Consider the following 24,249-nt stretch of genomic DNA (forward strand, 5'->3'; position numbering starts at 1 on the left):
CGAAGCCGAAGCCGAAGCCGAAGCCGAAGCCGAAGCCGAAGCCGAAGCCGAAGCCGAAGCCGAAGCCGAAGCCGAAGCCGAAGCCGAAGCCGAAGCCGAAGGCGGCAGTACCGACTACCGCGCCCAGATCTTCGTCAACGGCTGGCTCATCGGCCGCTACCTGCCGGACACCGGGCCGCAGACACGGTTCGTCATACCCAAGGGCATCCTGCGCGAGCAGGGAGGCAACACCATCGCGCTGGCCGTCTGGTCCACCGAGGCCGGTGCGGGTCCGGGTTCGGCGAAGCTGGTCGACCTCGGCGCCTCAGCAGGCGGGATCAAGGTCGGTACGGTGGCGGCGCCCTCGTACGACGCCGGTACCTACGCCATGCCGACGGCGGGTGCCCATGTCACCGTCGACGCAGAGCCGTTCCTGAGCACCGGTGGCGCCACCGAGGTTCCCGTCACCCTCGGCGTGCCGAAGGACGCGCCGACCGCCCGGAACGTCGAGCTGGCGCTGAAGGTCCCGGACGGCTGGACCGCGACCACCGACGACACCACCCGTTTCGCCCGGGTGCGGCCCGGCGACAGGGTGACCGCGAACTACACCGTCACCCCACCGGGCGACCCGGTCCACTACGCACTCCTCTCGGCGACTGCCAAGCTCACCCAGCCAGGCCGTCCGGGCACCGTCACCGGTGTACGGGCCGTGCAGGTGCCGCCGCCCGGACTGTCCGCCGACGCCCATGTCAGCGACCTGACCCTGGTCAAGGCGGTCAACGGCTGGGGTCCGGTGGAGAAGGACGCCTCCAACGGGGAGAACGCGGCCGGGGACGGACGCCCTCTGAGTATCGGCGGCATCACCTATACCAAGGGCCTCGGCGTGCACGCCAACAGCCAGGTCCGGGTCTATCTCGGCGGCGGCTGCACCCGCTTCACCGCGACCGCCGGAGTGGACGACGAGGTGGGCGACAACGGCAGCGTCTCCTTCGAGGTGATCGCCGACGGCCGTTCCCTGTTCGACAGCCCGGTGCTGTACGGCTCCGACGGCGGCACCGCGATCGACGCGGACGTGACCGGCGCCCGCTGGCTGGACCTGCTGGTCGACGGGGACGGCGATGTCTCCACGGACCACGCCGACTGGGCCGACGCCAAGCTGACCTGCGGCGGCGGTTCCTGATGCCCGTGAGCGGGATGCGTTCGGGACACGGCAGGTTCACCGTGCTGCTGCTCGCGGTCGTGGCCCTCGTGGCGGGGACGGCGGCGCCCGCCGAGGCCGGTGGTCGGCAGGACGATCGGCGCGCCTGGACGGGGACATGGGCCACGGCACCGAGCGAGCACTACGACGTCTCGGGGATGTCCGAGGTGACGGTACGGATGCCGGTGCACACCAGCGTCGGCGGTTCGTCCGTACGCATCCGGCTGACCAACGCCTACTCCACCGACCCGGTGACGGTCGGTCACGCGACCGTGGGCCTGCGCGACGGCGGTTCCGCCGTGGCGCGCCCGTACGACCTGCGGTTCGGCGGGAAGCGCGCGGTCACCATCCCGGCGGGCGACCAGGCTGTCAGCGATCCGGTCGGACTCTCCGTACCGGCCCTGGCCGACCTCGTGGTCAGCCTCCATCTGCCCGGCCAGGTCACGCACATCACCGATCACTGGTGGGCGCAGCAGACCGTGTACTGGACGGATTACGGAGCGGGTGACCACGCGGCCGACACGACTGGTGACGCCTTCACCTGGACCACCACCAGCTGGCCCTTCCTCAGCGGCGTCGATGTGACAGCGCCGAGGACCGGATCGGTGGTGGCGCTCGGCGACTCGATCACCGACGGGTCCTTCTCGACGGCCGACACCAACCAGCGCTGGCCCGACCTGCTCTCCGCCCGACTCAACGCCTGCCGGCCCGGCGCCGGGGTGCTCAACGCGGGCATCACCAGCAACCGGATCACCGCCGGGACCGCGACCAGTCCCTCGGCCCTGGACCGGCTCGAACGGGACGTGCTCTCCCAGCCGGGGGCCAGGACCCTGATCCTCTTCGAGGGGATCAACGATCTCGGCGGGGCGAGTGCCGAGCGGATCATCGCCGGGATGACGGAGATCGCGGACCGGGCGCATCAGCGCGGGATGCGGGTCGTCGGCGCCACGATCACCCCGTACAAGGACTTCACCTGGGGCGGCTGGACCGAGGAGACGGAGGCCCGGCGGCAGCAGGTCAACGCGTTCGTCCGGGACTCCGGCGGAGTCTTCGACGACCACGCCGACTTCGACCGGGCGGTACGGGACCCGGTGGACCCGCGGCGGCTGGCTGCCGCGTACGACTCCGGTGACCACCTCCACCCCAACGACGCCGGAATGAAGGCCTTCGCCGACTCCGTCGACCTGCACGCGCTCGGCCTCGGCCGCGGCCGCAGCTGCTCCTGAGGAGGACCGCAGTGCTTGGACACCGAAGACTCGCGGCCCTGGCCACGGCCGTGGCGGCCGTACTGGCAGGGCTGTTGCTCCCGGCGGCGGCGTCGCCGGCCGAGGCGGCACAGGGGAAGTGGACGGGGACCTGGGCGACCGCCCAGCACGCCGCGTACGACCCGGGCACCTCCGAGGTGACGGTTCGGATTCCGGTGCGGGTGAGCGCGGGCGGGTCGAGCGTGCGCATCCGGCTGACCAATGACTTCACCACCGAGCCCGTGACGATCGGGCACGCGACCGTCGGGCTCCGTGACGGCGGTTCCGCCGTGACGAAGCCGCAGCAGCTGCGGTTCGGTGGGAAGAGCGAGGTGACGATCCCGGCCGGCGAGCAGGCAGCCAGCGATCAGGTCGGACTCACCGTGCCGGCCCGCAGCGACCGGGTCGTCAGCCTGTACTTCCCCGGCCGCCTCACCCACATCAGCCAGCACTGGATGGGTCTCCAGACCGTCTACTGGACGCCCGACGGCGGCGGTGACCACGCCTCGGACACCGACGGGGACGCCTTCACCAGAACCGACTCCACCTTCCCGTTCCTGACCGGCGTGGATGTACAGGGCGGTGACACGGCGGGCGCCGTGGTCGCGCTCGGCGACTCCATCACCGACGGGGCGTCCTCCACGGCGAACACCAACCGGCGCTGGCCGGACTATCTGGCGGGGCGTCTTTCGGCCTGCTCGTCGACCGCCGGAGTGCTGAACGAGGGCATCAGCGGCAACCGGATCACGGCCGGAGTCGACGGCAACCCGTCGGCGCTGGACCGGCTGGAACGCGACGTGCTGTCGCAGCCGGGCGCCCGGACGGTGGTCCTCTTCGAGGGCGTCAACGACCTCAGCTGGGGCGGCGCCACCGCCGACCAGGTGATCGACGGCATGAAGGAGATCGCGCGCCGCGCTCACGCCCGTGGGCTGCGGGTGATCGGCGCGACCGTCGTCCCGTATCGCGGCTGGGGCGACTGGTGGACCGAGGCGAAGGAGGCCGACCGGCAGAAGGTCAACACGTTCGTACGCGACGGCGGCGTCTTCGACGACTACGCCGACTTCGACAAGGCCGTACGGGACCCGGACGACCCCACCCGGTACGGCGCCGCGTTCGACTCCGGTGACCACCTGCACCCCAACGACACCGGGATGAAGGCGTTCGCCGATGCCGTCGACCTCACCACCCTCGGGGCGGCCCGCGACTGCCCCTCGGCCCGCGTCCGGCTCACCCCGTACCGCCCGACCCTGCAAGCCGGCGGCGACGGCACAAAGATCACGTCGACCGTCACCAACACCGGTCCCACAAAGGTCACCCAGGTCAGCACGCGCCTCGATCTCCCCGACGGCTGGTCCGCCGAACCGGTCGGCAGCACGCGGACCCGCTCCCTCGCCCCGGGCGAAAGCGCCACCCTCACCTGGACGGTGACCCCCGCGGCCGACGCGGCCTGGGGCACCCACGAGATCGGCGTACGCACCACCTTCCGCCAGAACGGCCGGGCCCGGCACGACTCCGACAGCGTGGACGCCACGGTGACCCCTACTCCGTCCGAGGTCCGGCCTCCGTATCTGACCACCGCCACCACCACCGAAGAGGCCCGATACACCCAGAACGGCGACCAGTTCGCCATCTGGGCGGGCGGCCAGGACCTGTCCGGCTGGAAGGACGAGAAGGCTGCTGTCTACCTCGCCGACGCCGCGCCGCCGTCCGGAACCGTGAGCGCCCGGGTCGTCGGTCAGACCGGCAGCGGTCCCTCCGCCAAGGCGGGCATCGCCGTCGCCAACGACCTCACCGCGCCGGAGGCGGGCGGCTACGCGGTGCTCACCATGTCCGCGCAGTTCGGCCTGGAGTTCCTGACCGACGGTGACGGCGACGGAGAGCTCGACACCTGGGCGGGCGGCGGTAGTTCGTACCACCCGGCCTGGCTGAAGCTCGTCCGCGACGGCGCCGCCTACACCGCGTACGCCAGTTCCGACGGCACCGCCTGGCAGCAGGTCGCGACCGCCACCGTGCCGTCCGCGAGCGGCACCGGCGACGCCGGGCTGGTCGCGAGCGCCGTCAACCTCAACTACCCCGGCCAGATCACGACAGCGCTCTTCGACTCCTTCTCCACGCACCAGTGAAAGGCACCTTCATGGCAGTGGACCGCAGACACTTCATGACCACCGCGGCCGCCCTCGGCGGCGCGGTGCTGCTCGCCCCGCCCGGCACCGCCCAGGCGCTCGCCGGCGCGGCGGTGCCCGGCGGCTCCCGCATACCCGACTACCAGCCCACCAAGGCGTCCCTCGACACCCATCCCGTGCCGCGCTGGTACAAGGACGCCAAGTTCGGCATCTTCGTCCACTGGGGCATCTACTCGGTGATCGCCGGCGCGACGCCGAGAAGCGCCTCCGAGTGGTACCTGTGGTACCAGAGCACCAAGGACACCGCCGAGTGGAAGTACCACCGCGACACCTACGGCGAGGACGTCACCTATGACGACCTCATCCCGCAGTTCAAGGCCGAGAAGTACGATCCCGACGCCTGGGTGAAGCTGTTCGAGCAGGCGGGCGCCGAGTACTTCGCGCTGACCAGCAAGCACCACGACGGATTCGCCCTCTACCCCAGCAAGGTGACGGACCGTCACTCCGTGGCGTACGGCCCGAAGCGCGACCTCGTCGGTGAGCTGATGACCGCGGCCCGCAAGCGCGGCACCGTGCGCCCGGGCCTGTACTACTCGCTCGGCGAGTACTTCAACCCGGCGATCGGTCGGCCGATGCGCAACTTCTACACCGACGAGGAAATCCCGATGACCGGCTACAAGCCGGTCGAGGACTACATCGGTGACTACGAGCTCAAGGAGCTGTACGAGATCATCGACCGCTACGACCCCGAGCTGCTGTGGGCGGACGGACAGTGGTTCAGGCCCACGGGCGAACCGCCGTGGCGCAGCGAGGAACCCCTGGCCCACTACTACAACCAGGCCAAGAGCCGTAAGCGCCCCAAGGGTGTCGTGATCAACGACCGGTTCGACACCCACTTCGACTTCGCGACGTACGAGCAGCGCACCAACCCCACGATGGATCCGCAGAAGTGGGAGTGCTGCATGACCATGGGCTACTCCTGGGGCTACAACAAGCACGAGCCGGACGAGGACTACAAGACCTCCGAGTTCCTGATCCAGCTGCTCGCCGACGTGGTCAGCAAGAACGGCAACCTGCTGCTCAACATCGGCCCCAGGCCGGACGGCACGATCCCCGAGATCATGCAGGAGCGGCTGCGGGACATCGGCGCCTGGCTGAAGGTCAACGGCCCGGCGGTCTACGGGTCGACGCCCTGGGTGCGGGCGGAGGAGGAGGGCGGCTCGCTCGGCGTCCGCTACACCGTCTCCCCGGGCAAGTTCAACATCATCGTGCTGGGCGCGCCCAGCGGCACCCTCTCGGTGCCCGGCGACATCCCCGTCAGCGCCACCTCCCGGATCCGGCTGCTCGGCACGAGCGGCAGTCTGCGGTGGACCCGCGGTGACGGAAAGATCAACATCACCGTCCCGTCGTCGCTGCCCAGCGACTTCGCCAACGTCTTCACCGTCGACTGGGCCCGGTGACCGCCATGGAAATCAGCAACGGTACTCAATTCGACGCCTTGGGGCCCACCCTCACCGTCACCACGGAACCCGCAGAGCCGTCCGGCGGTGACACGGTCACCGCCACCGCGGTCCTCACCAACGACTGCCCCTTCCCGCTCCGCAACGCCGTGCTCCACCTGATCGACCCCGGCGCCACCACGGCGGCGAAGACCATCCCGCTCGGCGACCTGCGGCGCGGCGCGAGGACAACTCGGCGCTGGGAGACGGCGATGCCGGCCGACGTGGCCGGGAACGTGTCGTTCACCGCGCACGTGGTCTTCGACGTCGACGGGCGCAGCAGCGACTGCGCACGGTCCGCGAAGACGTTCACCGTGCCCTACGAGCCCAATGAGGTGCGGGACCCCTACCGGACGTTCGCCACCACCGACGACGCCGAGTTCGGCCAGTACGGCAGCCAGTTGGTGATCTGGGCGGGCGGCCGCGACTTCTCCGGCGGCACCGACGAGAAGGGCGGCATCCTCCTTCCCCGCTCCGCCGCCGAGGAGAGCGTGGTGCAGGTCAAGACGGTCAGCCTCACCGGTAGCGACAACCCCACCGCCAAGTACGGCATCGCCGTCGCCAACGACCTCACCGCGCCGGAGAAGGGCGGCTACGCCGTACTCACCATGTCGAAGTCGTTCGGCCTGGAGTTCATGACCGACAGCGACGGCGACGGACGGCTCGACACCTGGGCCGGTGGCGGCGGTTCCACCCATCCCGCCTGGCTGCGCCTGGTCCGCGACGGCACCACGTACACCGCGTACTCCAGCGTCAACAACGGCCTTTCCTGGACCGAGATCGCGAGCGTGAACGTCCCCTCCGCGAGCGGCGCCCTGGACGCCGGCGTGGTGTCGAGCGCCGTGAACCTCAACTACCCCGGCACCACCGTGCAGGCCGTGTTCGACCACTTCTCAGTGGAGACGAGATGACAACGGCGTCGCATCGCCGCTCGGAAGGTCCGAAAAGCTCTGAGAGGACGTTCATGACAGGCAATCAACCGCTCAGCCGCAGACGCCTGCTGACCGGAGCCGCCGCGTTCGGCGGAGTGGTGCTGCTGACGCCGCCGCCGGGCGCCCACGCCGCACCAGCGGCCGCGGACAAGTCCGCGCAGCCGTTCAACACGACCCCCGCGTCGGTCGCGCTGCGACGGCTGCTGCCCGACCACCACCGGCAGGTGACGCTGCGCGCGCCGGCCGCGGGCGGCGCCGACCGGTTCAAGGTCACCGGCCGGGCCGGGGCGATCACCGTGGAGGGCACCAGCCCGGGGGTGCTGCTCACCGGCCTCAACACCTATCTCGCGCGGGTGGCGAAGGCGGACATCTCCTGGAACGGCGAACAGCTGAACCTCCCCAGGCTGTTGCCCGCCCCCGACGGGGAGATCGCCGGATCGGCGAACGTGCCGCACCGGTTCGCCCTCAACGACACCAACGACGGCTACACCGGCCCCTACCGGGACTGGGACGCGTGGGAACGCGAGCTGGACGTGCTCGCGCTGCACGGCATCAACAGGGTGCTCGTCTACACCGGCGGCGACGCCGTCTACTACGACACCTTCCGGCAGTTCGGCTACTCGGACGCCGAGATGCGGGCGTGGATTCCGGCACCGGCCCATCAGCCGTGGTGGCTGCTGCAGAACATGTCGGGGTTCGGCGGCCCGGTGTCCCGGCGGCTCATTGAGCGCCGGGCCGAGCTCGCGCGGAAGATCGCCGACCGGGTGCGCGAACTGGGCATGACACCGGTGCTGCCCGGCTACTTCGGCACGGTGCCGGACGACTTCGTCGCCAAGCACGGCGGGGACGCGGCCGTGATCCCCCAGGGCGACTGGGGCGCCTTCAAGCGGCCCGACTGGCTCGACCCGCGCACGACGGCCTTCGGCGAGGTGTCCGCCGCCTTCTACCGGGCCCAGTCGGAGCGCTTCGGCGACAGCACGATGTACAAGATGGACCTGCTGCACGAGGGCGGCAACCCCGGTGACGTCCCGGTGGACGAGGCCGCAGCGGCCGTCGAAGGGGCGCTCCAGAGAGCCCACCCGGGCGCGATCTGGGCCATCTTGGGCTGGCAGTCCAACCCGTCCAAGGCGCTGCTCGACGGGGTCGACAAGTCCCGGATGCTGATCGTGGACGGCCTGTCCGACCGCTACACCACCGTCACGGACCGGGAAGGCGACTGGGGCGGTACCCCGTACGCCTTCGGCAGCATCTGGAACTTCGGCGGCCACACCCCGATGGGCGCCAACGCCCCGGACTGGGTGGAGCAGTACCCCAAGTGGCGTGACAAGGAAGGCAGCGCGCTCGCCGGGATCGCGGCGATGCCGGAGGCCGCCGACAACAACGCGCCCGCGCTCGCGCTCCTCACCGACCTGGCGTGGACACCGGGCACCGTCGACCTCGACGACTGGTTCGCCGCGTACGCCGTGTCCCGGTACGGCGGCGAGGACGCGCACGCCGTCGCCGCCTGGAAGACGATTCGCGACACCGCGTACAACATGACCCGTAAGGACGGGTGGAGTGAGGCGCCCGACGGGCTGTTCGGCGCCCGGCCGAGCCTGGGCGCCAACAAGGCCGCCGCCTGGGGCCCGGCGGCCGACCGCTACGACACCACGGTCTTCGACGCGGCCCTCACCGAACTGCTCCAGGTCGCCCCGCGGTTGCGCGACAGCTCCGCCTACGCGTACGACCTCGCCGACGTGACCCGTCAGGTGCTGTCCAACCGCAGCCGTGTACTGCTGCCGCGGATCAAGTCGGCGTACGAGGCCGGTGACCGGGCCGGCTTCGGCCGGCTCACCAGGACCTGGCTCAGCTGGATGAAGCTGATGGACAAGGTGCTGGCCACGTCGCCGCAGCACCTGCTCGGGCGCTGGCTGGCCGACGCCCGGTCCTGGGGCGCCACCAGGGCCGAGAAGGACCAACTGGAGTACGACGCACGGTCGATCATCACCACCTGGGGCGGCCGGGAGAGCAGCGAGGAAGGGCTGCACGACTACGCGAACCGGGAATGGGCGGGGCTGGTCGGCGGCCTGTACCTCACGCGTTGGAAGACGTACTTCGCCGAGTTGTCCGCCGCGCTCGCGGCCGGCCGGGAGCCTGCCGAGATCGACTGGTTCGCGCTGGAGGACCGCTGGGCGCACCAGCACGACAGCTACAGCTATCCGGTGAAGACGTCGGGCGACATCCACAGGCTGGCCCGGCAGGTGCGGGACACTCTGACCGCCGACCCGGACCAGGTGACGCTGACCGCGTCCGCCGACCGGGGCGCGGTGGCGGACGGCCGCCCGGTCACGGTCACCGTGGCGTTCACCAACCGCAACGGATTCGGTCCTGCGACGGACGTGACGCTGTCCCTCGACGCACCGGAGGGGATGACGGCCGAGCCGGCCGGCACGACCACCGCGGCGTCGGTCGCCCCGGGCGAGACCTTCTCGGCGGCCTTCACGGTCACCCTCGCCCAGGCCACCGGCGCGCTGATCTCCCGGGTTCCGGCCGGCGCGTCCTACCGGACCGGGGGCACGCGCGGTGCGGCCTCGGCGGCGGTCCGTCTGATGGCGGGCACCGGAGTGGGCGAGCCCTACCGGACCGCCTCCTTCAACGACGCGGTCTTCGGCCGGTCCGGGGACGCGATCGCCATCGAGGGCGCGGGCGCCGACCTGTGGGGCGGCACCAACGAGTTCGGCACGGTCTACCGGGCCGCCGCCTTCAAGTCCTCCTCGACCGCCACGGTCCGGGTCACCTCGCAGGACACCACCGGCGGCTGGGCCCGCGCCGGTCTGATCGTCCGCGACGACCTCTCCGAGAACGGCAACGGCTCAGCGGGCTACGTCAATCTGGCGGTGACTCCGTCCAACGGCTGCGCGCTGTCCTGGGACTCCGACGGCAATGGCCAGTTCGATGCCATCCGACTGGCCGGTTCCCTGGCTGCCCCGGTGTACCTGCGGCTGACGCGCTCCGGCAACACGTACACCGGCGCATGCAGCCGTGACGGCGTCTCCTGGACCGAGGTCGGCACCGCCACACCGGGCGGCGTCGCCGACGCCCAGGACATCGGCGTCTTCATGACGGCGGCCAACGGCTGGACCGGCACCCGCGGGATCGCCGGTTTCGAGGACTTCTCCGTCGACTGAGCCGACGGTCCGGGCCTGGCCGGGGCCGCATCACGCGTCTCCGGCTCAGCCGGCACCGTACGGCCGGAGCGGTACGTGCCGGTGCGTGCCGGTGCGTGCCCGTGCCCCGCTGCCCGGCGCCATTGTCAGGGGGAGGTCCCGGCCCGTCAGACCGGCAGCAGGCGGGCGATCAGCTCGCTGAGCTGTCGGACGTTGCGGCATTCGTGCATGGCGACGAGTTCGGCGTAGGCGGGGGCGGCGGAGTCGCCCGTGCCCCACTGGGAGTGCTGCTCGGGGTTCAACCAGTAGACGCGGCGGGCCTGTTCGGCGAGCTGTCGCACGGCCGGCAGGTTCGGGTCGCTCATGTTCGTACGGGCGTCGCCGAGGACGAAGACGGTCGTGCGCGGGCCGACCGCGCCGGCGTACCGCTCGGTGAACTCGCCGAACGCGACGCCGTAGTCGCTGCTGCCGTGCCAGCCGGTCAGCGTCGCCTCCGACCGGATACGGGCACCCAGCCCCGCCGGGTCGGCCGCACCGTGCGCGAGCAGCCCGGTCACCTCGTCGATCCGGTTGACGAAGGCGAACACCCGCACCTTGCTGAACTGGTCGTGCAGGGCCTGCACCAGCAGCATCGTGAAGTCGGAGAAGCCCGACACGGACCCCGACACGTCGCACAGCAGCACCAGTTCGGGCCGGATGCGGCGGCGTCGGCGCAGTACCGGCCGCATCGGCACCCCGCCGGTCGACAGTGATCCGCGCAGGGTGCGCCGCAGGTCGATGGTGCCACGGGAGGCGCGGCGGCGGCGCGCGGCGAGCCGGGTGGCCAGCTTGCGCGCCAGTGGCTGAACCACCCTGCGCAGCTCGGCGAGTTGGTCCCGTCCGGCGAAGAGGAAGTCGACCCGGTCGGCGGTCGGGGACACCGCCCGCCGCGCGATCTCGTCCCGGCCGCGCCGCTCGGCGACCCGGCGCCGTGCCTCGGTGGCCACCTGCGCACGGAAGGCCGCGATGCGCCGCCGGATCTCGTCCTCCAGCAGCCGGTCGGCGAACCCGGCCCCTGCGGCCTGCGCCCGGACGCTGTCCCGCACCCGGGCCATCAGTGTCTGCGGGCGCAGCCGGTCCAGCGCCTGGTACGACGACCAGCCGTCCGAGCCAGGCGAGGAACCGTACCCGCCGAAGCCGTCCACCGCCTCGACCGCCAACTGGCCCAGCAGGGCTTGGTCGTTGGCGGCGAGCGCGGCCGCGAGCCGGTCCCGCAGGTCCTCCCGGTCGGCGGGCTCTTCGCTCTCCGGCGCCCCGACGCGGCGCGGAAAGTACACGTCGAAGACCGGATCGAAGACCCGCCGCTGTCCCTCGCTGTGGAGCAGGGTGGCGGCCAGTCCTTCGCGCAGCCGTTCCCGGTCCGCGAGGCCGAGCGCCGCCAACGCCTGTGCGGCGTCCACCGTTTCGCCGGTGCCGACGCGGACGCCGTGCGAACGCAGCGCCTGGACGAGACCCGTCAGCCGCTCCGCCACGCCGGGCGGGGCGTTCATACGGCGTCCAGGTCGAGCTTGGCGGCCGCCTTGAGGATGTCGTCCTGATGCTTGAGGACGACACCGAGGCTGTCGCGTACGACGCTCTCGTCGAGCGTGTCGGCGCCGAGCGCGAGCAGCGTGTGCGCCCAGTCGATGGTCTCGGCGACCGAGGGCACCTTCCGCAGATCCATCTCGCGCAGCGCGCCGACCACCCGCACCACGGACCGGGTGAGTGCCTCGCCCAGGCCCGGCACCTTCAGGCGTACGATGCGCCGCTCCAACTCCTCGTCCGGGAAGCCGATATGGAGGAAGAGGCAGCGGCGGCGCAGTGCCTCGGACAGCTCGCGGCTCGCGTTCGAGGTGAGCACCACGAAGGGGCGGCTGGTCGCGGTGATCGTGCCCAACTCCGGGACGGTGACCTGGAAGTCGCTGAGCACTTCGAGGAGCAGGCCCTCCACCTCGACGTCGGCCTTGTCGGTCTCGTCGATCAGCAGCACCTTCGGGTCGTCGCCGCGGATGGCCGTCAGCAGCGGCCGCGCCAGCAGGAACTCCTCGCTGAAGATGTCCGTGCGCGCCTCGTCCCAGCTCTCGTCGCGGCCGGCGCTGATGCGCAGCAACTGCTTGGCGTGGTTCCACTCGTACAGCGCCCGGGACTCGTCGACGCCCTCGTAGCACTGCAGTCGTATCAGCCGCGCCCCGGCGACCTGCGCGACGGCCTTGGCGAGTTCTGTCTTGCCGACCCCGGCCGGCCCCTCCACCAGAAGCGGCTTGCCGAGCCGGTCGGCCAGGAAAACCGTCGTGGCCACCGCGGGCGACGCCAGATACCCGGTTTCGGCGAGGCGTGCCGAGACATCGTCGACGGATGTGAACAGCAACGGGGCCTCCAGCGCGGCACGGGCAAGGTCGAGCCCACTATCTAAGCGCTTGTTCACCGCCCCTGTCACGTGTGATGGCGCCCACCCGGCACCGGAGCGGGGCCGGACGCCCGGTGCGGCACCGAGGTTCGATCGGTCTCCCCGCTCACTCAGGCCATCGCAGGCGTCGTCGTGTCGGCCCGACGTTACGGATGGGTGTTACGGATGCGTTCCGAACTCTTGACGCGCGACGTATGACTGCGTAGACATGACTGCGCAGTCACACCGCTAGGATTTTTGATCTCGGTCACATGCACTCGGGAGACACCATGACGCGACAGGCAGGACGGGGCGAGAGTTCCGCTGCGCCGCGCAGTGTGGACGTGGCCCGTCTGGCGGGGGTCTCGCAGAAGACGGTGTCGAGGGTCCTCAACGGAGAGCGTTACGTCTCCGACGAGGCGCGCCGACGCGTTCTGGAAGCCGCCGGAGAACTCGGCTACCGGCTGAACAACGCGGCCCGGGCGCTGGCCTCCGGACGGACCCGCTCCATCGGTGTGGTGACGCTCGGGACGGCGTTGTACGGGCCTGCCTCACTGCTCATGGGTATCGAGCGAGCGGCCCGGGACACGGGATACGCGCTCCGTGTGGTCAACACACTGGAGGGCGACCCGGGAGGTATCGCCGGGGCCGTGGAGTCCCTCCTCGAACAGGGGGTGGACGGCATCGTCATCTCCGAGCCGATCGACGAGGGAAAGGTCTCCATCCACGTCGACGTGCCGGTCCTCGTCCTGGGCGCACCACCGGCCTTCGCCGGGCCTCGGGTGGTGACCGCGGGGGTCGGCGCCGATCTGCTGGCGCAGGCGGCCACCGAGCACCTGCTCGAACTGGGGCATGTGACGGTCCATCATCTCGCCGGTCCACGACGGTGGTTCGCCGCCCGGGACCGTCTCGACGGATGGCGGGCAGCGCTCGCCGCACACGGCAGGGACGAACCGCCGGTCGCCGAGGGCGACTGGTCGGCCGCTTCCGGCTACGCGGCGGGTCGCCGGCTGGCCTGTGACGGTGACGTCACCGCGGTGTTCGCCGCCAACGACGACATGGCCATCGGTCTGATCCGCGCACTGGCGGAGGCCGGCCGGCGCGTGCCGGACGACGTCAGTGTCGTCGGTTTCGACGACATCCCGGTCGCCACCTACGTGACTCCTCCGCTGACCACGGTGCGTCAGCCGTTCGACGCCGTGGCGCAGGCGGGCCTCAAGCAGCTGGTCCACGCCATCGAGGATCCGAACGCTGACCCCTTACTGACGAGCGACCCACCGGTAGAGCTCGTCGTACGTGCCTCCACCGCACCCCCGCCGCCCCGGACGACCCCGGGACGCGGGCGGCGCACCACCACTCCTCCGCTCGCCTAGCCGCCGGTTCGTCCGGTCCCGCGATCCCGAACGGAGATCCACCCGTCCCGCACCGATCAGCGCCCATCAGCCGCACGACAGCGTTCAGCGGCCGGGTGACCGATCCCGAGGCAGGTCGCCGCACCGGCTTCTACCCTGCCATGCCCTGACCTGCTCTTCCTCGGCCACGTACCTCCCTGCCCACACGGTGTCCGGCGGGCGCCGGTCGCGGCCGGCTCTCCGTCCTCGCTTCTCTCACTCACCCTGATCCGCACGCCTTCGCCAGGCGTGCCGTCACCTTCGCCCATCGGCGGGAGCTCACCATGCCCAGATCCTTCGTCAGCCGTGCCCAGGTCAGCCGTCGCACCCTCCTCACTGCCACCGGGGCGGTGTCGCTGGGCGCCGCGCTGTCCGCGTGCGGCGGTGGCGACAGCGGCGGTTCGTCCGCCGCCGCCAAGCCGGTCAGCCAGGCCGACATCGACAAGGCGATGAAGACGCCGACCGAGCTGACGTTCTGGACGTGGGTCCCGGACATCCAGCAGGAGATCGCGCTCTTCCAGCAGAAGTACCCGGCCATCAAGGTCAAGGTCGTCAACGCCGGTCAGGGCGTGCAGCACTACACGAAACTGCGCACGGCGCTCAAGGCCGGCAAGGGCGCTCCGGACGTGGTGCAGATCGAGTACCAGGCCATCCCGACGTTCACGATCACGGACAGCCTGCTGGACCTGCGGCCGTACGGGGCAACGGAGTTGAAGGACCGGTTCGTCGACTGGACCTGGGGGCAGGTCAGCGGTCCGAACGGCGAGGTCTGGGCGATCCCGCAGGACACCGGCCCGATGGGGATGCTGTACCGGCAGGACATTTTCGACGAGTACGGGATCGAACCGCCGAAGACCTGGGACGAGTTCGCCGCCGCCGCCCGCAAGCTCCACAAGGCCAACCCGCGGATCTACCTGACCAACCTCGCGGCGAACGAGGCCGCCGCCTGGCACGGCCTGCTGTGGCAGGCAGGGGCCAAGCCGTACCTGACCTCCGGCAAGAGCGACGTCTCCATCAGCGTCGCGGACGAGACGTCGAGGAAGCTCGCCGCGTACTGGGGCGGGCTCGCGCAGGACGGCGTCATCAGCACCGACCCGGACTTCACCGACGGCTGGTACGCCGGCCTCAACAAGGGCAAGTACGCCACCTGGATCACCGCCGCCTGGGGCCCGGTCTTCCTCTCCGGTTCGGCCAAGTCCACCGCGGGCAAGTGGCGGGCGGCCCCCCTTCCGCAGTGGGACACCGCCAAGCCGACCGCCGGCAACTGGGGCGGTTCGACGAGCGCGGTCGTCAAGGCGACCGAGAACCCGATCGCGGCCGCGCAGTTCGCCCAGTTCCTCAACAGCGACCCCGCCAGCGCGAAGCTGTTCACCACCAAGCAGTCCTTCTTCCCGGCCACCAAATCGCTGCTCGCGGACGACAGTTTCGTCGGTGACACCCCCGCCTTCTACGGCGGCCAGAAGGTCAACCAGGTGTTCGCGGACGTGAGCGGCACGGTCAGCCCCGAGTTCCAGTGGCCGCCGTTCCTCGACCAGGTGGTGACGGACTGGACCGAGACCGTCGGCAAGTCCCTGGCCAAGCAGACCGACACCGTCGGCGCGCTCGACCAGTGGCAGAAGCGGATCACCACCTACGCCAAGAGCCAGGGCTTCACCGTCAAGGGTGCCCAATGACGAGCCAGGGGCTCCGCGGCGGGCGCCGCCGGCCGGGCAGTGCGGCAGGACCACTGTTCGTCGCCCCGTTCATGGTGCTCTTCCTCCTGCTCTTCCTCGCCCCGCTCGGCTATGCCGCCTACATCAGCCTGTTCCAGGAAAAGCTCATCGGCGGAACGGCGTTCGTCGGCCTCGACAACTACATGACCGCCGTCAAGGACCCGCTGCTGCGGGACGGCGTCCTGCGGGTCGCGACGTTCTTCGTGATCCAGGTCCCCGTGATGCTGCTGATGGCGCTGCTCTTCGCGCTCGCACTCGACAGCGGCCTGCTGCGGCTGGCGCGCGTGATCCGCCTGGGCATCTTCGTCCCGTACGCCGTCCCGAGCGTCGTCGCCACCCTGATGTGGGGGTACCTGTACGGGCCGGACTTCGGCCCGTTCGCCCAGCTGAGCGAGAAGCTGGACCTGCCGGTCCCGCACTTCCTCAGCGACGGCTGGATGCTGGGCAGCCTGGCCAACATCGTGACCTGGGAGTTCGTCGGCTACAACATGATCATCCTGTACGCCGCGCTGCGCACCATCCCCGAGGACCTGTACGAGGCGGCCGCGCTGGACGGGGCCGGTGCCTGGCGGATCGCCTGGTCGATCAAGATTCCCGCACTGCGGCCTGCGCTCCTGCTCACCCTGCTGTTCTCCGTGATCGGCAGCTTCCAGCTGTTCAACGAGCCGAAGCTGCTGCAGAGCATCGCCCCGGACGTCATCGACAGTTCGTACACCGCGAACCTCTACGCCTACACGCTCGCCTTCACCGGCCAGCAGGTCAACTACGCGGCCGCGGTGTCCTTCCTGCTGGGACTCGTCATCGTGATCTTCTCCTACGTCGTCCTGCTCACCGCGAACCGCAGGAGGACCCCGTGACCACCACAACACCCCCTGCGGCCACGGCCTCGACGCCGCCGAGCGCCCCGGCGACGGGTGGCAGGGTGCGCACAGCACGCCACAACCGGCGCCGGCCGTCCTCGGCCCGCCGCCGCAGCACCCCGCTGACGATCGTCATGCTGGCCGTCCTGGCCTACTTCCTCCTGCCGCTGTTCTGGCTGCTCATCGCCTCGACCAAGAGCACCGGAGACCTGTTCAACAGCTTCGGGCTGTGGTTCTCGCGTGCCCCGCAACTGCTCGCGAACATCCGGCAGACCCTGACCCATGACGACGGAATCTTCCTGCACTGGCTGCTCAACACCGTCCTGTACGCGGTCGGCAGCGCGCTCGGGGCCGCGCTTCTGGCGGCCGCGGCGGGATACGGATTCGCCAAGTTCCGGTTCCGCGGCAACAGCACCGCCTTCAACCTCGTACTCGGCGCCATCATGGTCCCCACCACCGCCCTGGCCATCCCGACCTATCTGCTCTTCGCCAAGGTGGAGCTGGTCAACACCCCCTGGGCCATCGTCCTGCCCTCGCTCGTGAGCCCCTTCGGCCTGTACCTCATGCGCATCTACGCGCAGGACGCCGTCCCCGACAGCCTCCTGGAGGCCGCCCGGGTGGACGGCGCCGGAGAGGCGCGGATCTTCTTCCGGATCGCCCTGCGGCTGCTGGCACCGGGCCTGGTCACCGTCGTGCTCTTCACGCTCGTCGCGACCTGGAACAACTACTTCCTGCCGCTCATCATGCTCAACGACCCGCAGCTGTACCCCATCACGGTCGGGCTCGCCTCCTGGGCGTCCCAGGCCCAGAACGGCGGGGCGGGCGCCAGCAGCGACATGCTCGCCCTCGTCGTGACCGGGTCCCTGCTCTCGATCATCCCGCTCGTCATCGCCTTCCTCCTGCTCCAGCGGTACTGGCAGAGCGGCCTGGCCACCGGCGGCGTCAAGCAGTAACGCGCGCACGCGCAACTCCCCACCCCGCACTCCTCCGGAGGTCCCTCCATGGCGGTTCTGCCCGCCCGCGTCCTGTTCGGCGCCGCGTACTACCACGAATACACGCCCGCCTACGACCCCGAACTGCGGCCGGACGAACGGCTCAAGACCGACCTCGACCTGATGGCCGCCGCGCACTTCACGGTGATCCGGGTCGGCGAGTCGGTCTGGTCGACCTGGGAGCCCGAGAACGGCCGCTTCGACCTCGACTGGCTGCAACCGGTACTCGACGGCGCCCACGAGCGCGGGATCTCCGTCATCCTCGGGACCCCGACGTACGCCGTACCGCCGTGGCTGGCGCGGCAGTACCCGGAGATCACCGGCGAGCACGCCACCGGACAGCGCCTCGGCTGGGGCGCGCGCCAGGAGGTCGACTTCACCCACCCCGCGTTCCGGTTCCACGCCGAGCGGGTGATCCGCGGGATGGTCGCCCGGTACGCCGACCACCCGGCGGTCATCGGATGGCAGGTGGACAACGAACCGGGCCTGCACCTCTTCCACAACCACGGCGTCTTCCAGCGCTTCGTGGACCACCTGCGCGCCAAGTACGGGGACGTCGAGACCCTCAACCGCGAATGGGGCCTGGTCTACTGGTCGCACCGCCTGTCGACCTGGGCCGACCTGTGGACGCCGGACGGCAACGCGCAGCCCCAGTACGACGTGGCGTGGCGGGAGTTCCAGGCCCGCCAGGTGAACGAGTTCATCGGCTGGCAGGCCGACATCGTCCGCGAGTACGCCCGGCCCGAGCACTTCGTCACCACCTGCATCTCGTACACCCGCAGCGGTGTGGAGGACGACGAGATGACGGACCGGCTCGACATCGCCTCGGGCAATCCGTACTACGACATGCAGGACGGCCTCGCGCTGCCCGACCCGACGCCCGAGGACCACGAGCAGATCTGGAAGACCACCGGCGTCTGGGCGATGTACCAGACCGCGGACTGGATGTTCGCGTCCCGCCAGGAGCCCTTCCTGGTCACCGAGACCAACGCGAACTCCATCGGTTTCCCGTGGGACAACCGGCCCGGCTACGACGGCCAGTGGCGGCAGACCGCGTGGGCGCACGTCGCGCGCGGCGCGCGGATGATCGAGTACTGGCAGTGGCAGACGCTGCGCTTCGGCGCGGAGACCTACTGGGGCGGCGTCCTTCCGCACACCGGCCAACCCGGCCGTACGTACGACGAAATCGCCCGTCTCGGCTCGGAGTTCGAGGCCGCCGGACCGCTCGTCGCGGGACTGCAGCCGGACGCCGACATCACGATGGTCTACTCGCTGCCGAGCAAGTGGCTCATGCAGAAGTACCCGCCGCTGTCGACCCCGGACGGCGAACCGGACGCCGCCGCCTACCACCGGTTCTTCGACCCGTTCTACCGCGGTGCCTTCGACGCGGGCCGCCAGGTGCGCATCGTCCACGCCCGGCAGCTGCACGACCCCAGCGGTGAGCGGGAGGGCCTGACGCCCGAGGAGGGCGTCCGACGCCACCCTGTGCTCGTCGTCCCGGCCCTGTACGTCGTGGACGACGCGACGGTCGACTGGCTCGGGGAGTACGCCCGGGCGGGCGGCCACCTGGTGCTCGGCCCGCGCACCGCCTACGCCGACCACGAGGCGCGTGCCCGGCACGAGCAGGCGCCCGGTCGTCTGGTCGAGGCCGCGGGTGTCCACTACGACGAGTTCAGCAACCTGCCGCGGGACATCCCGGTCCGCGCCGTGTCCGGGGGCCCGCTCGACCTGCCCGAGGACGCGAAGGCGACCCGCTGGGCCGACGGCCTCACCATCGTCGACGCGGATGTCCTCGTCGAGTACGACCACCCGCACTTCGGCCGCTGGCCCGCGGTCACCACCCGCCGCCACGGCGAGGGCCGGGTCACCTGCGTCGGCACCGTGCCAGGACGCGACCTGGCCCAGGCACTGGCCGGATGGCTGGCGCCCGTGGGAGGCAGCGGCTGGCAGGACCTCCCGGCGTCCGTCACCGCGACGACCGGAACGTCCCCGGACGGCCGCCGCGTCCACGTGATCCACAACTGGAGCTGGGAACCCACCCGCGTCGAGGCCCCCGTGGAGCTGTCCGACGTCCTGGGCGGCGGCTCGGTCCCGGCGGGCACGGCGCTGCACCTTGGCGCATGGGACGTGCGGGTCTTCGTCACCACCTGACGCCGACGTACCGAAGCAACGACGTGCCCAAGTACCGAATTACCGAAGGAAACCCGAGCATCACCGCGGTCATCCACAAAGGAGTGGGCTGTGCAGAGAAGAAGGCTCAAGACGCTGGGAACGTTCGTCGCGGCATCCGCGATGCTGGCGGTACCCATGGGCAGTGCGCAGGCGTACAACCCGACGGGCGGGACCCTGTACCAGCTCGGCGACGAACCGTGCCTGAAGGGGCGGTTCAACTGCGCCGTCTACCCGAAGTCGGCCCAGCTGCCGAGCGGACGCCTGGTCGCCTCGTTCGAGAAGTCCACCGTCGTGCCGGCGACGGGAAGCGCCGACAGACAGACTCTGCCGGTCTACAAGAGCGACGATCACGGGACGTCGTGGCAGCCGCTGTCCGAGGTCAAGGCGCCGGCGTACCTCTCCAGCGATCCCCAGTACGCGAAGTACACGAGCAACTGGACGAACCCGTACCTCTACACGCTGCCGCAGGACGTGGGGAACCTGAAGAAGGGCACGCTGCTCCTCGCCAGCGTCGTGTCGGGAGACGACCACTACTACCGCGAGCACAAGGCGGCCGACCCGAACTGGACACCGTCCAACGACGGAGACCGCAAAAACCTGGCGATCGCCCTGTACTCCAGTACCAACGACGGTGCGACGTGGAAGGTCGTCAACGTCATCGCGACGGGCGGCTGGCAGGGCGGCAGCGCGGGCGCCATCGGCCAGAACATCGCCGCCGCGAACACGAACAAGCAGGTGGACCCCCTCTGGGAGCCGTACCTGATGGTCTACAACGGCAAGCTCGTCTGCTACTACTCCGACGAGAACGACTACCTCGGCTTCGATCCGAAGACCGGCGTCCCGACACTGGACCCCGAGAACGACACGGCCAAGGACTCGCACGGCCAGATCCTCGCCCACAAGACCTGGGACGGCCGCAGCGCGAAGTGGAGCGCCCCCGTCGTCGACATCGCCGGCCTGACCCAGGACATGGGAGGCGGCAAGAAGCAGATCGGCGGCGGGCGGCCGGGCATGACGAACGTCGTCCGCACGACGGACGGCAAGTGGCTTCTCCCGTACGAGTACTGGGGCGGCGGAGCCAACACCAGGTACCGGCTCGCTGACAACCCGTTGGAGTTCTACCGCGGTTCCCCGACGGGCGAGTCCGTCGGCGCGCTGCCGGTCGACGCCGGGTCCCGTCCCCTCGCGATGAACGGCAGTCCGGTCGTCATCAGGCTTCCTGACGGACGCCTGGTGTACAACGCCGCGGGCAGTGGCAACGTCTGGGTCAACGAGAGCGGCCGCAGCGACGGCGTGTGGAAGGAATACCAGACGACCTCGCAGGCGGGCTACAGCCGCAATCTGCAGTACGTCGAGGGCACCGGCCGACTCGCGATACTCAACAACCAGGGCACGTCGACGATCGCCCACGCGGAGGTCGACCTCGGCCACTCGGACGGTCTCTACTACCGGTTGGTGAACCGCAGGACCGACCAGGTGATCGGCACCGGGAACAACACCAACGACGCGAACATCGGCAACGGGGACGTGCCCGACGTCGCCCTGGAGGAGCCGGGCTCGGCGGCGAACCCGGACACCCAGTACTGGCACGTGGTGACCGAGCCCAAGGGCGGTACGACGCTGCTCAACAAGTCGGGCGGCCGCGCGGCAGCCATCTGGACCGGCAACGCGACGGTCGGCCAGCGGATCGGCCAGTGGGTCGACGACAGCGCCACGGGCAGCTGGAACCTCGTCAAGACCGACGACGGGTTCCACAAACTGCAGTCGGTCAAGAACACGAGCCTGTACTTGACCGGTGCGTCCGACGGGGCACCGCTCACCCTGCAGAACGCGGTCGCGGACGGCTCGCAGGAGTGGCAGCTCGTCCAGTAGGCGTATGGGGCGTACGGCGTGGTCGCAGTGTCCTGCGCTGAAACGACGTACGCCCCTCACCGCAGCCGAATCCGGTGGCGACGGCTGAGGCGATACGGATCAAGTGCTGATCGGCCGCGCCGGGCGCCGCTGGGTCAGCGCGGCCCCAGGACGAGCAGCGAGAGCATGAACAGGGCCAGCAGCGTCCAGCCGAGCAACCCGATCTTCCGCCGGTGCGGGTTGCGCCCCTGGAGCCATGCGCCGACCTCGTGCGGATCGTTTCCCATAACCGGCCAGCATACGACCTGACGTCCACGGCGTGGTGGGGTCGCGTCCCCCGGTCCGATCCCGCCCACCCCCGGGACAGCCCCAGTCCATCAAACCAGCTTGATGTATCCTGTGTGGTGTGGTGCCCACAGGTGAAACCGCCCCGGCGTTTGTGAGCCTGGCCGCCAATCCACTGAGGTGGCGGCTGCTGACCGCGCTGGCCGCAAGCGACTACCGGGTCCGGGAACTTGTCGACCTGCTCGGCCACCCGCAGAACCTGATCTCCTACCATCTGCGGCTGCTGCGCCGAAGCGGGCTGGTCACCGCTCACCGGAGCAGCTTCGACGCCCGCGACAGCTATTACCACCTGGATCTGGAGCGCTGCGCGCACGCGCTGACCGCCGTCGGCGTCGCCCTGCACCCGGCGATACACCTCGATCCCATCCCGTCTCCTCCCACGGCTGCCGCACATCGGGCCCGGTCGGCCCGGCCTCGTGTGCTGTTCGCGTGTACGGGAAACAGCGCCCGCTCACCGATCGCCGAGGCCCTGCTGCGCCACCGCGGCGGCGGCCACGTGGAAGTGACCAGCGCCGGCAGCCACCCCGGACCACGGCTCCATCCCAACGCCGTGCGGGTGCTGCGCGAGCACTACGGCATCGACATCACCGACCGGCGGCCGTGTCATCTGGACACGGTGGCCCGGCACCGTTTCGATCACCTGATCAGCCTGTGCGACAAGGTCCGCGAGGTCTGGCCCGAGTTCAGCGGTCAGCCGCGACTCACCCACTGGAGCATCCGCGACCCGGCCGCCGCCGGCGACAACGACCAGGAAAGCTACCCGGCCTTCAGACACATGGCGGCGGAGATCGACACCCGTATCCGCTATCTGCTGCCCGTCCTCGGCCGCGCCACGAATCCGGAGACCCGACCATGACGACATCCGAGACGACCCCCGACGAACTCGCCGCCGTCCGCTACATCGTCGACGACGTACCGGCCGCGATCCGCTTCTACACCAACCACCTCGGCTTCACCTTGCTCAGCAACCCCGCGCCCGCCTTCGCCGACGTGGTCCGCGGCCCGCTGAGGCTGCTGCTGTCCGGGCCGGCGAGCTCCGGCGCCCGGGCCACGCCCGATGACTCCACCGCGCCCGGCCGCAACCGCATCCATCTCATCGTCGACGACCTCGACGCCGAGATCGACCAGTTGCGCGGCGCCGGGCTGTCCTTCCGCACCGACGTCGTCGCAGGCCCGGGCGGCCGCCAGATCCTGCTTACCGACCCGGCCGGCAACCTCGTCGAACTCTTCGAACCTGCCGCACGCTGAGCTGCTTCCCGTTCGTGCGCCGAGGACGGTACGTGCCCACCGCGGCGCGCTCGCCGGCGGGGAACCGTGCCTTGACCTAGCGCGCACTCCAGGTCCTAGCGTCTTCCGCATGATCACAGAACAGCGGAGGCTCGGCACCGGGTTCGGAGCGCAGAGCACCGCCGACGACGTCCTCACCGGGATCAACCTGACCGGCACCACCGCCCTGGTCACCGGCGGATACTCCGGACTCGGCCTGGAAGCCACCCGCGCCCTGGTCCGCGCCGGGGCGCACGTCATCGTCCCGGCCCGTCGACCCGCCACCGCCGAAGAAGCCCTGCGGACCACCCCCAGGACAGAAGTCCATCCGCTTGATCTGGCAGACCTGGAGAGCGTGCGAGTCTTCGCCGACCGCTTCCTGGAAAGCGGACGCACTCTCGACATCGTCATCAACGGCGCGGGAGTGATGGCCTGCCCGGAGACCCGCGTCGGCCCCGGCTGGGAAGCGCACTTCGCCATCAACCACCTCGGACACTTCGCCCTCGTCAACCGCCTGCGCGCGGCCCTCGCCCCGGGCGCCCGGGTGATCGCCGTGGCATCGGCCGGCCACTTCCTGTCCGACATCCGCTGGGAGGACATTCACTTCCGTACCGGCTATGACCGCTGGCTCGCCTACGCCCAGTCCAAAACCGCCAACGCCCTGTTCGCTCTGCACCTTGCCCACCTCGGTGCCGAAAGCGGCCCGCACGCCTTCGCCGTACATCCCGGCAGCATCCTCACCCCGTTGCAGCGCCACGTTCCGCGTGCGGAGTGGCTGGAGTTGGGCTGGGTGACGCCGGACGGCGAGCCGGCCGACGGTTTCAAGACGCCGCGGCAAGGTGCGGCAACCGCCGTCTGGGCCGCGACCTCTCCGCTCCTGGAGACGCACGGCGGCGCCTACTGCCAGGACTGCGACATCGCCGAGCCGGCCGACACCGACGACATGCTCATCGGCGGGGCCAAGCCCTGGATCACGGATCCCCGGGCGGCCTCGCGCCTATGGGAACTGTCGAGTGAACTGACCGGGGTGAACGCGTTCTGAGCCGATCCTCGCGGTGCTGTGTCGGAGCCTGTGACAGGAGGCGGCCGGACTCCGGCGGAAGCCACGGCCTGCTCGCCGACCGTCCGGCTTCCG

At 70.3% G+C, this 24,249-nt stretch carries 18 protein-coding genes; 15 read left to right on the top strand and 3 right to left on the bottom strand.

The window, feature by feature from the left end; all coding sequences use genetic code 11:
* From AB0I18_RS22065 to AB0I18_RS22090, 6 genes are all read left to right on the top strand, one after another.
* The coding region (locus AB0I18_RS22065) for an NPCBM/NEW2 domain-containing protein (protein WP_363107251.1) at nt 1-1,159 on the top strand (1,159 nt) is incomplete at its 5' end.
* Between the two features lie 14 nt (nt 1,160-1,173).
* The gene (locus AB0I18_RS22070; RefSeq protein WP_363107291.1) at nt 1,174-2,403 is read left to right on the top strand and encodes an SGNH/GDSL hydrolase family protein; all 1,230 of its coding nucleotides are present in this window, start codon (nt 1,174-1,176) and stop codon (nt 2,401-2,403) included.
* A gap of 11 nt (nt 2,404-2,414) precedes the next feature.
* Nucleotides 2,415-4,544, top strand: a complete 2,130-nt coding sequence (locus tag AB0I18_RS22075) for a GDSL-type esterase/lipase family protein (RefSeq protein WP_363107252.1) — start codon at nt 2,415-2,417, stop codon at nt 4,542-4,544.
* Nucleotides 4,545-4,555: 11 nt separating this feature from the next.
* A complete protein-coding gene (locus tag AB0I18_RS22080) occupies nt 4,556-6,004 on the top strand; it encodes an alpha-L-fucosidase (protein ID WP_363107253.1) in 1,449 nt (482 codons plus the stop codon).
* A gap of 5 nt (nt 6,005-6,009) precedes the next feature.
* Nucleotides 6,010-6,954, top strand: coding sequence for a hypothetical protein (locus AB0I18_RS22085; protein ID WP_363107292.1), 945 nt, complete (start codon nt 6,010-6,012; stop codon nt 6,952-6,954).
* Nucleotides 6,955-7,007: 53 nt separating this feature from the next.
* Nucleotides 7,008-10,142 carry an alpha-N-acetylglucosaminidase TIM-barrel domain-containing protein gene (locus tag AB0I18_RS22090; RefSeq protein ID WP_363107254.1) on the top strand — a complete coding sequence of 1,045 codons (3,135 nt, stop codon included), beginning with the start codon at nt 7,008-7,010 and terminating at the stop codon, nt 10,140-10,142.
* 146 nt (nt 10,143-10,288) lie between these two features.
* Here AB0I18_RS22090 and AB0I18_RS22095 read toward each other — a convergent pair whose 3' ends face one another.
* Together AB0I18_RS22095 and AB0I18_RS22100 are read right to left on the bottom strand one after the other, a co-directional pair.
* Nucleotides 10,289-11,650 (bottom strand): VWA domain-containing protein, encoded by a 1,362-nt coding sequence (locus AB0I18_RS22095; RefSeq protein WP_363107255.1) that lies wholly within the window; start codon nt 11,648-11,650, stop codon nt 10,289-10,291.
* Nucleotides 11,647-12,504: a MoxR family ATPase gene (locus AB0I18_RS22100; protein ID WP_363107293.1), complete on the bottom strand. Its 858-nt coding sequence runs from the start codon at nt 12,502-12,504 to the stop codon at nt 11,647-11,649. Before AB0I18_RS22100 ends, AB0I18_RS22095 begins: the two co-directional genes overlap by 4 nt.
* 311 nt (nt 12,505-12,815) lie before the next feature.
* On the opposite strand from AB0I18_RS22100, the gene AB0I18_RS22105 reads away from it, so the two are divergent.
* The 6 genes from AB0I18_RS22105 (at nt 12,816) to AB0I18_RS22130 (ending at nt 21,524) form a co-directional block, all read left to right on the top strand.
* A complete protein-coding gene (locus AB0I18_RS22105; protein WP_363107256.1) occupies nt 12,816-13,898 on the top strand; it encodes a LacI family DNA-binding transcriptional regulator in 1,083 nt (360 codons plus the stop codon).
* Nucleotides 13,899-14,200: 302 nt separating this feature from the next.
* Nucleotides 14,201-15,589: an extracellular solute-binding protein gene (locus tag AB0I18_RS22110; RefSeq protein WP_363107257.1), complete on the top strand. Its 1,389-nt coding sequence runs from the start codon at nt 14,201-14,203 to the stop codon at nt 15,587-15,589.
* Nucleotides 15,586-16,485, top strand: coding sequence for a sugar ABC transporter permease (locus AB0I18_RS22115; RefSeq protein WP_363107258.1), 900 nt, complete (start codon nt 15,586-15,588; stop codon nt 16,483-16,485). Before AB0I18_RS22110 ends, AB0I18_RS22115 begins: the two co-directional genes overlap by 4 nt.
* A 65-nt stretch (nt 16,486-16,550) precedes the next feature.
* The gene (locus AB0I18_RS22120; RefSeq protein ID WP_363107294.1) at nt 16,551-17,441 is read left to right on the top strand and encodes a carbohydrate ABC transporter permease; all 891 of its coding nucleotides are present in this window, start codon (nt 16,551-16,553) and stop codon (nt 17,439-17,441) included.
* Nucleotides 17,442-17,489: 48 nt separating this feature from the next.
* Nucleotides 17,490-19,631, top strand: coding sequence for a beta-galactosidase (locus tag AB0I18_RS22125; protein WP_363107259.1), 2,142 nt, complete (start codon nt 17,490-17,492; stop codon nt 19,629-19,631).
* A gap of 141 nt (nt 19,632-19,772) precedes the next feature.
* Complete coding sequence (locus AB0I18_RS22130; RefSeq protein ID WP_363107295.1) at nt 19,773-21,524, top strand: RICIN domain-containing protein; 1,752 nt, start codon at nt 19,773-19,775, stop codon at nt 21,522-21,524.
* Between the two features lie 134 nt (nt 21,525-21,658).
* On the opposite strand, the gene AB0I18_RS22135 is transcribed toward AB0I18_RS22130, so the two are convergent.
* Nucleotides 21,659-21,790, bottom strand: coding sequence for a hypothetical protein (locus tag AB0I18_RS22135; protein WP_363107260.1), 132 nt, complete (start codon nt 21,788-21,790; stop codon nt 21,659-21,661).
* 119 nt (nt 21,791-21,909) lie between these two features.
* On the opposite strand from AB0I18_RS22135, the gene AB0I18_RS22140 reads away from it, so the two are divergent.
* The 3 genes from AB0I18_RS22140 to AB0I18_RS22150 all read left to right on the top strand — a co-directional run bounded on the left by AB0I18_RS22140 (nt 21,910) and on the right by AB0I18_RS22150 (nt 24,156).
* Entirely contained in the window at nt 21,910-22,704 is a 795-nt protein-coding gene (locus AB0I18_RS22140) for an ArsR family transcriptional regulator (RefSeq protein ID WP_363107261.1), read from the top strand.
* Complete coding sequence (locus AB0I18_RS22145; RefSeq protein ID WP_363107262.1) at nt 22,701-23,096, top strand: VOC family protein; 396 nt, start codon at nt 22,701-22,703, stop codon at nt 23,094-23,096. Before AB0I18_RS22140 ends, AB0I18_RS22145 begins: the two co-directional genes overlap by 4 nt.
* A gap of 109 nt (nt 23,097-23,205) precedes the next feature.
* Complete coding sequence (locus tag AB0I18_RS22150; RefSeq protein ID WP_363107263.1) at nt 23,206-24,156, top strand: SDR family NAD(P)-dependent oxidoreductase; 951 nt, start codon at nt 23,206-23,208, stop codon at nt 24,154-24,156.
* The last annotated feature ends 93 nt before the right edge of the window (nt 24,157-24,249 follow it).

It is taken from the genome of Streptomyces sp. NPDC050704, assembly GCF_040654355.1.
Lineage (GTDB): Bacteria > Actinomycetota > Actinomycetes > Streptomycetales > Streptomycetaceae > Streptomyces.

Bases quoted from the DNA above. Each gene is read 5' to 3' on its own strand.
- AB0I18_RS22125 (WP_363107259.1), top strand. From the start codon at position 17,490: ATGGCGGTTCTGCCCGCCCGCGTCCTGTTCGGCGCCGCGTACTACCAC.
- AB0I18_RS22145 (WP_363107262.1), top strand. From the start codon at position 22,701: ATGACGACATCCGAGACGACCCCCGACGAACTCGCCGCCGTCCGCTAC.
- AB0I18_RS22130 (WP_363107295.1), top strand. From the start codon at position 19,773: ATGCTGGCGGTACCCATGGGCAGTGCGCAGGCGTACAACCCGACGGGC.
- AB0I18_RS22080 (WP_363107253.1), top strand. From the start codon at position 4,556: ATGGCAGTGGACCGCAGACACTTCATGACCACCGCGGCCGCCCTCGGC.
- AB0I18_RS22090 (WP_363107254.1), top strand. From the start codon at position 7,008: ATGACAGGCAATCAACCGCTCAGCCGCAGACGCCTGCTGACCGGAGCC.
- AB0I18_RS22150 (WP_363107263.1), top strand. From the start codon at position 23,206: ATGATCACAGAACAGCGGAGGCTCGGCACCGGGTTCGGAGCGCAGAGC.
- AB0I18_RS22115 (WP_363107258.1), top strand. From the start codon at position 15,586: ATGACGAGCCAGGGGCTCCGCGGCGGGCGCCGCCGGCCGGGCAGTGCG.
- AB0I18_RS22070 (WP_363107291.1), top strand. From the start codon at position 1,174: ATGCGTTCGGGACACGGCAGGTTCACCGTGCTGCTGCTCGCGGTCGTG.
- AB0I18_RS22095 (WP_363107255.1), bottom strand. From the start codon at position 11,650: ATGAACGCCCCGCCCGGCGTGGCGGAGCGGCTGACGGGTCTCGTCCAG.
- AB0I18_RS22135 (WP_363107260.1), bottom strand. From the start codon at position 21,790: ATGGGAAACGATCCGCACGAGGTCGGCGCATGGCTCCAGGGGCGCAAC.
- AB0I18_RS22105 (WP_363107256.1), top strand. From the start codon at position 12,816: ATGACGCGACAGGCAGGACGGGGCGAGAGTTCCGCTGCGCCGCGCAGT.
- AB0I18_RS22110 (WP_363107257.1), top strand. From the start codon at position 14,201: ATGCCCAGATCCTTCGTCAGCCGTGCCCAGGTCAGCCGTCGCACCCTC.
- AB0I18_RS22085 (WP_363107292.1), top strand. From the start codon at position 6,010: ATGGAAATCAGCAACGGTACTCAATTCGACGCCTTGGGGCCCACCCTC.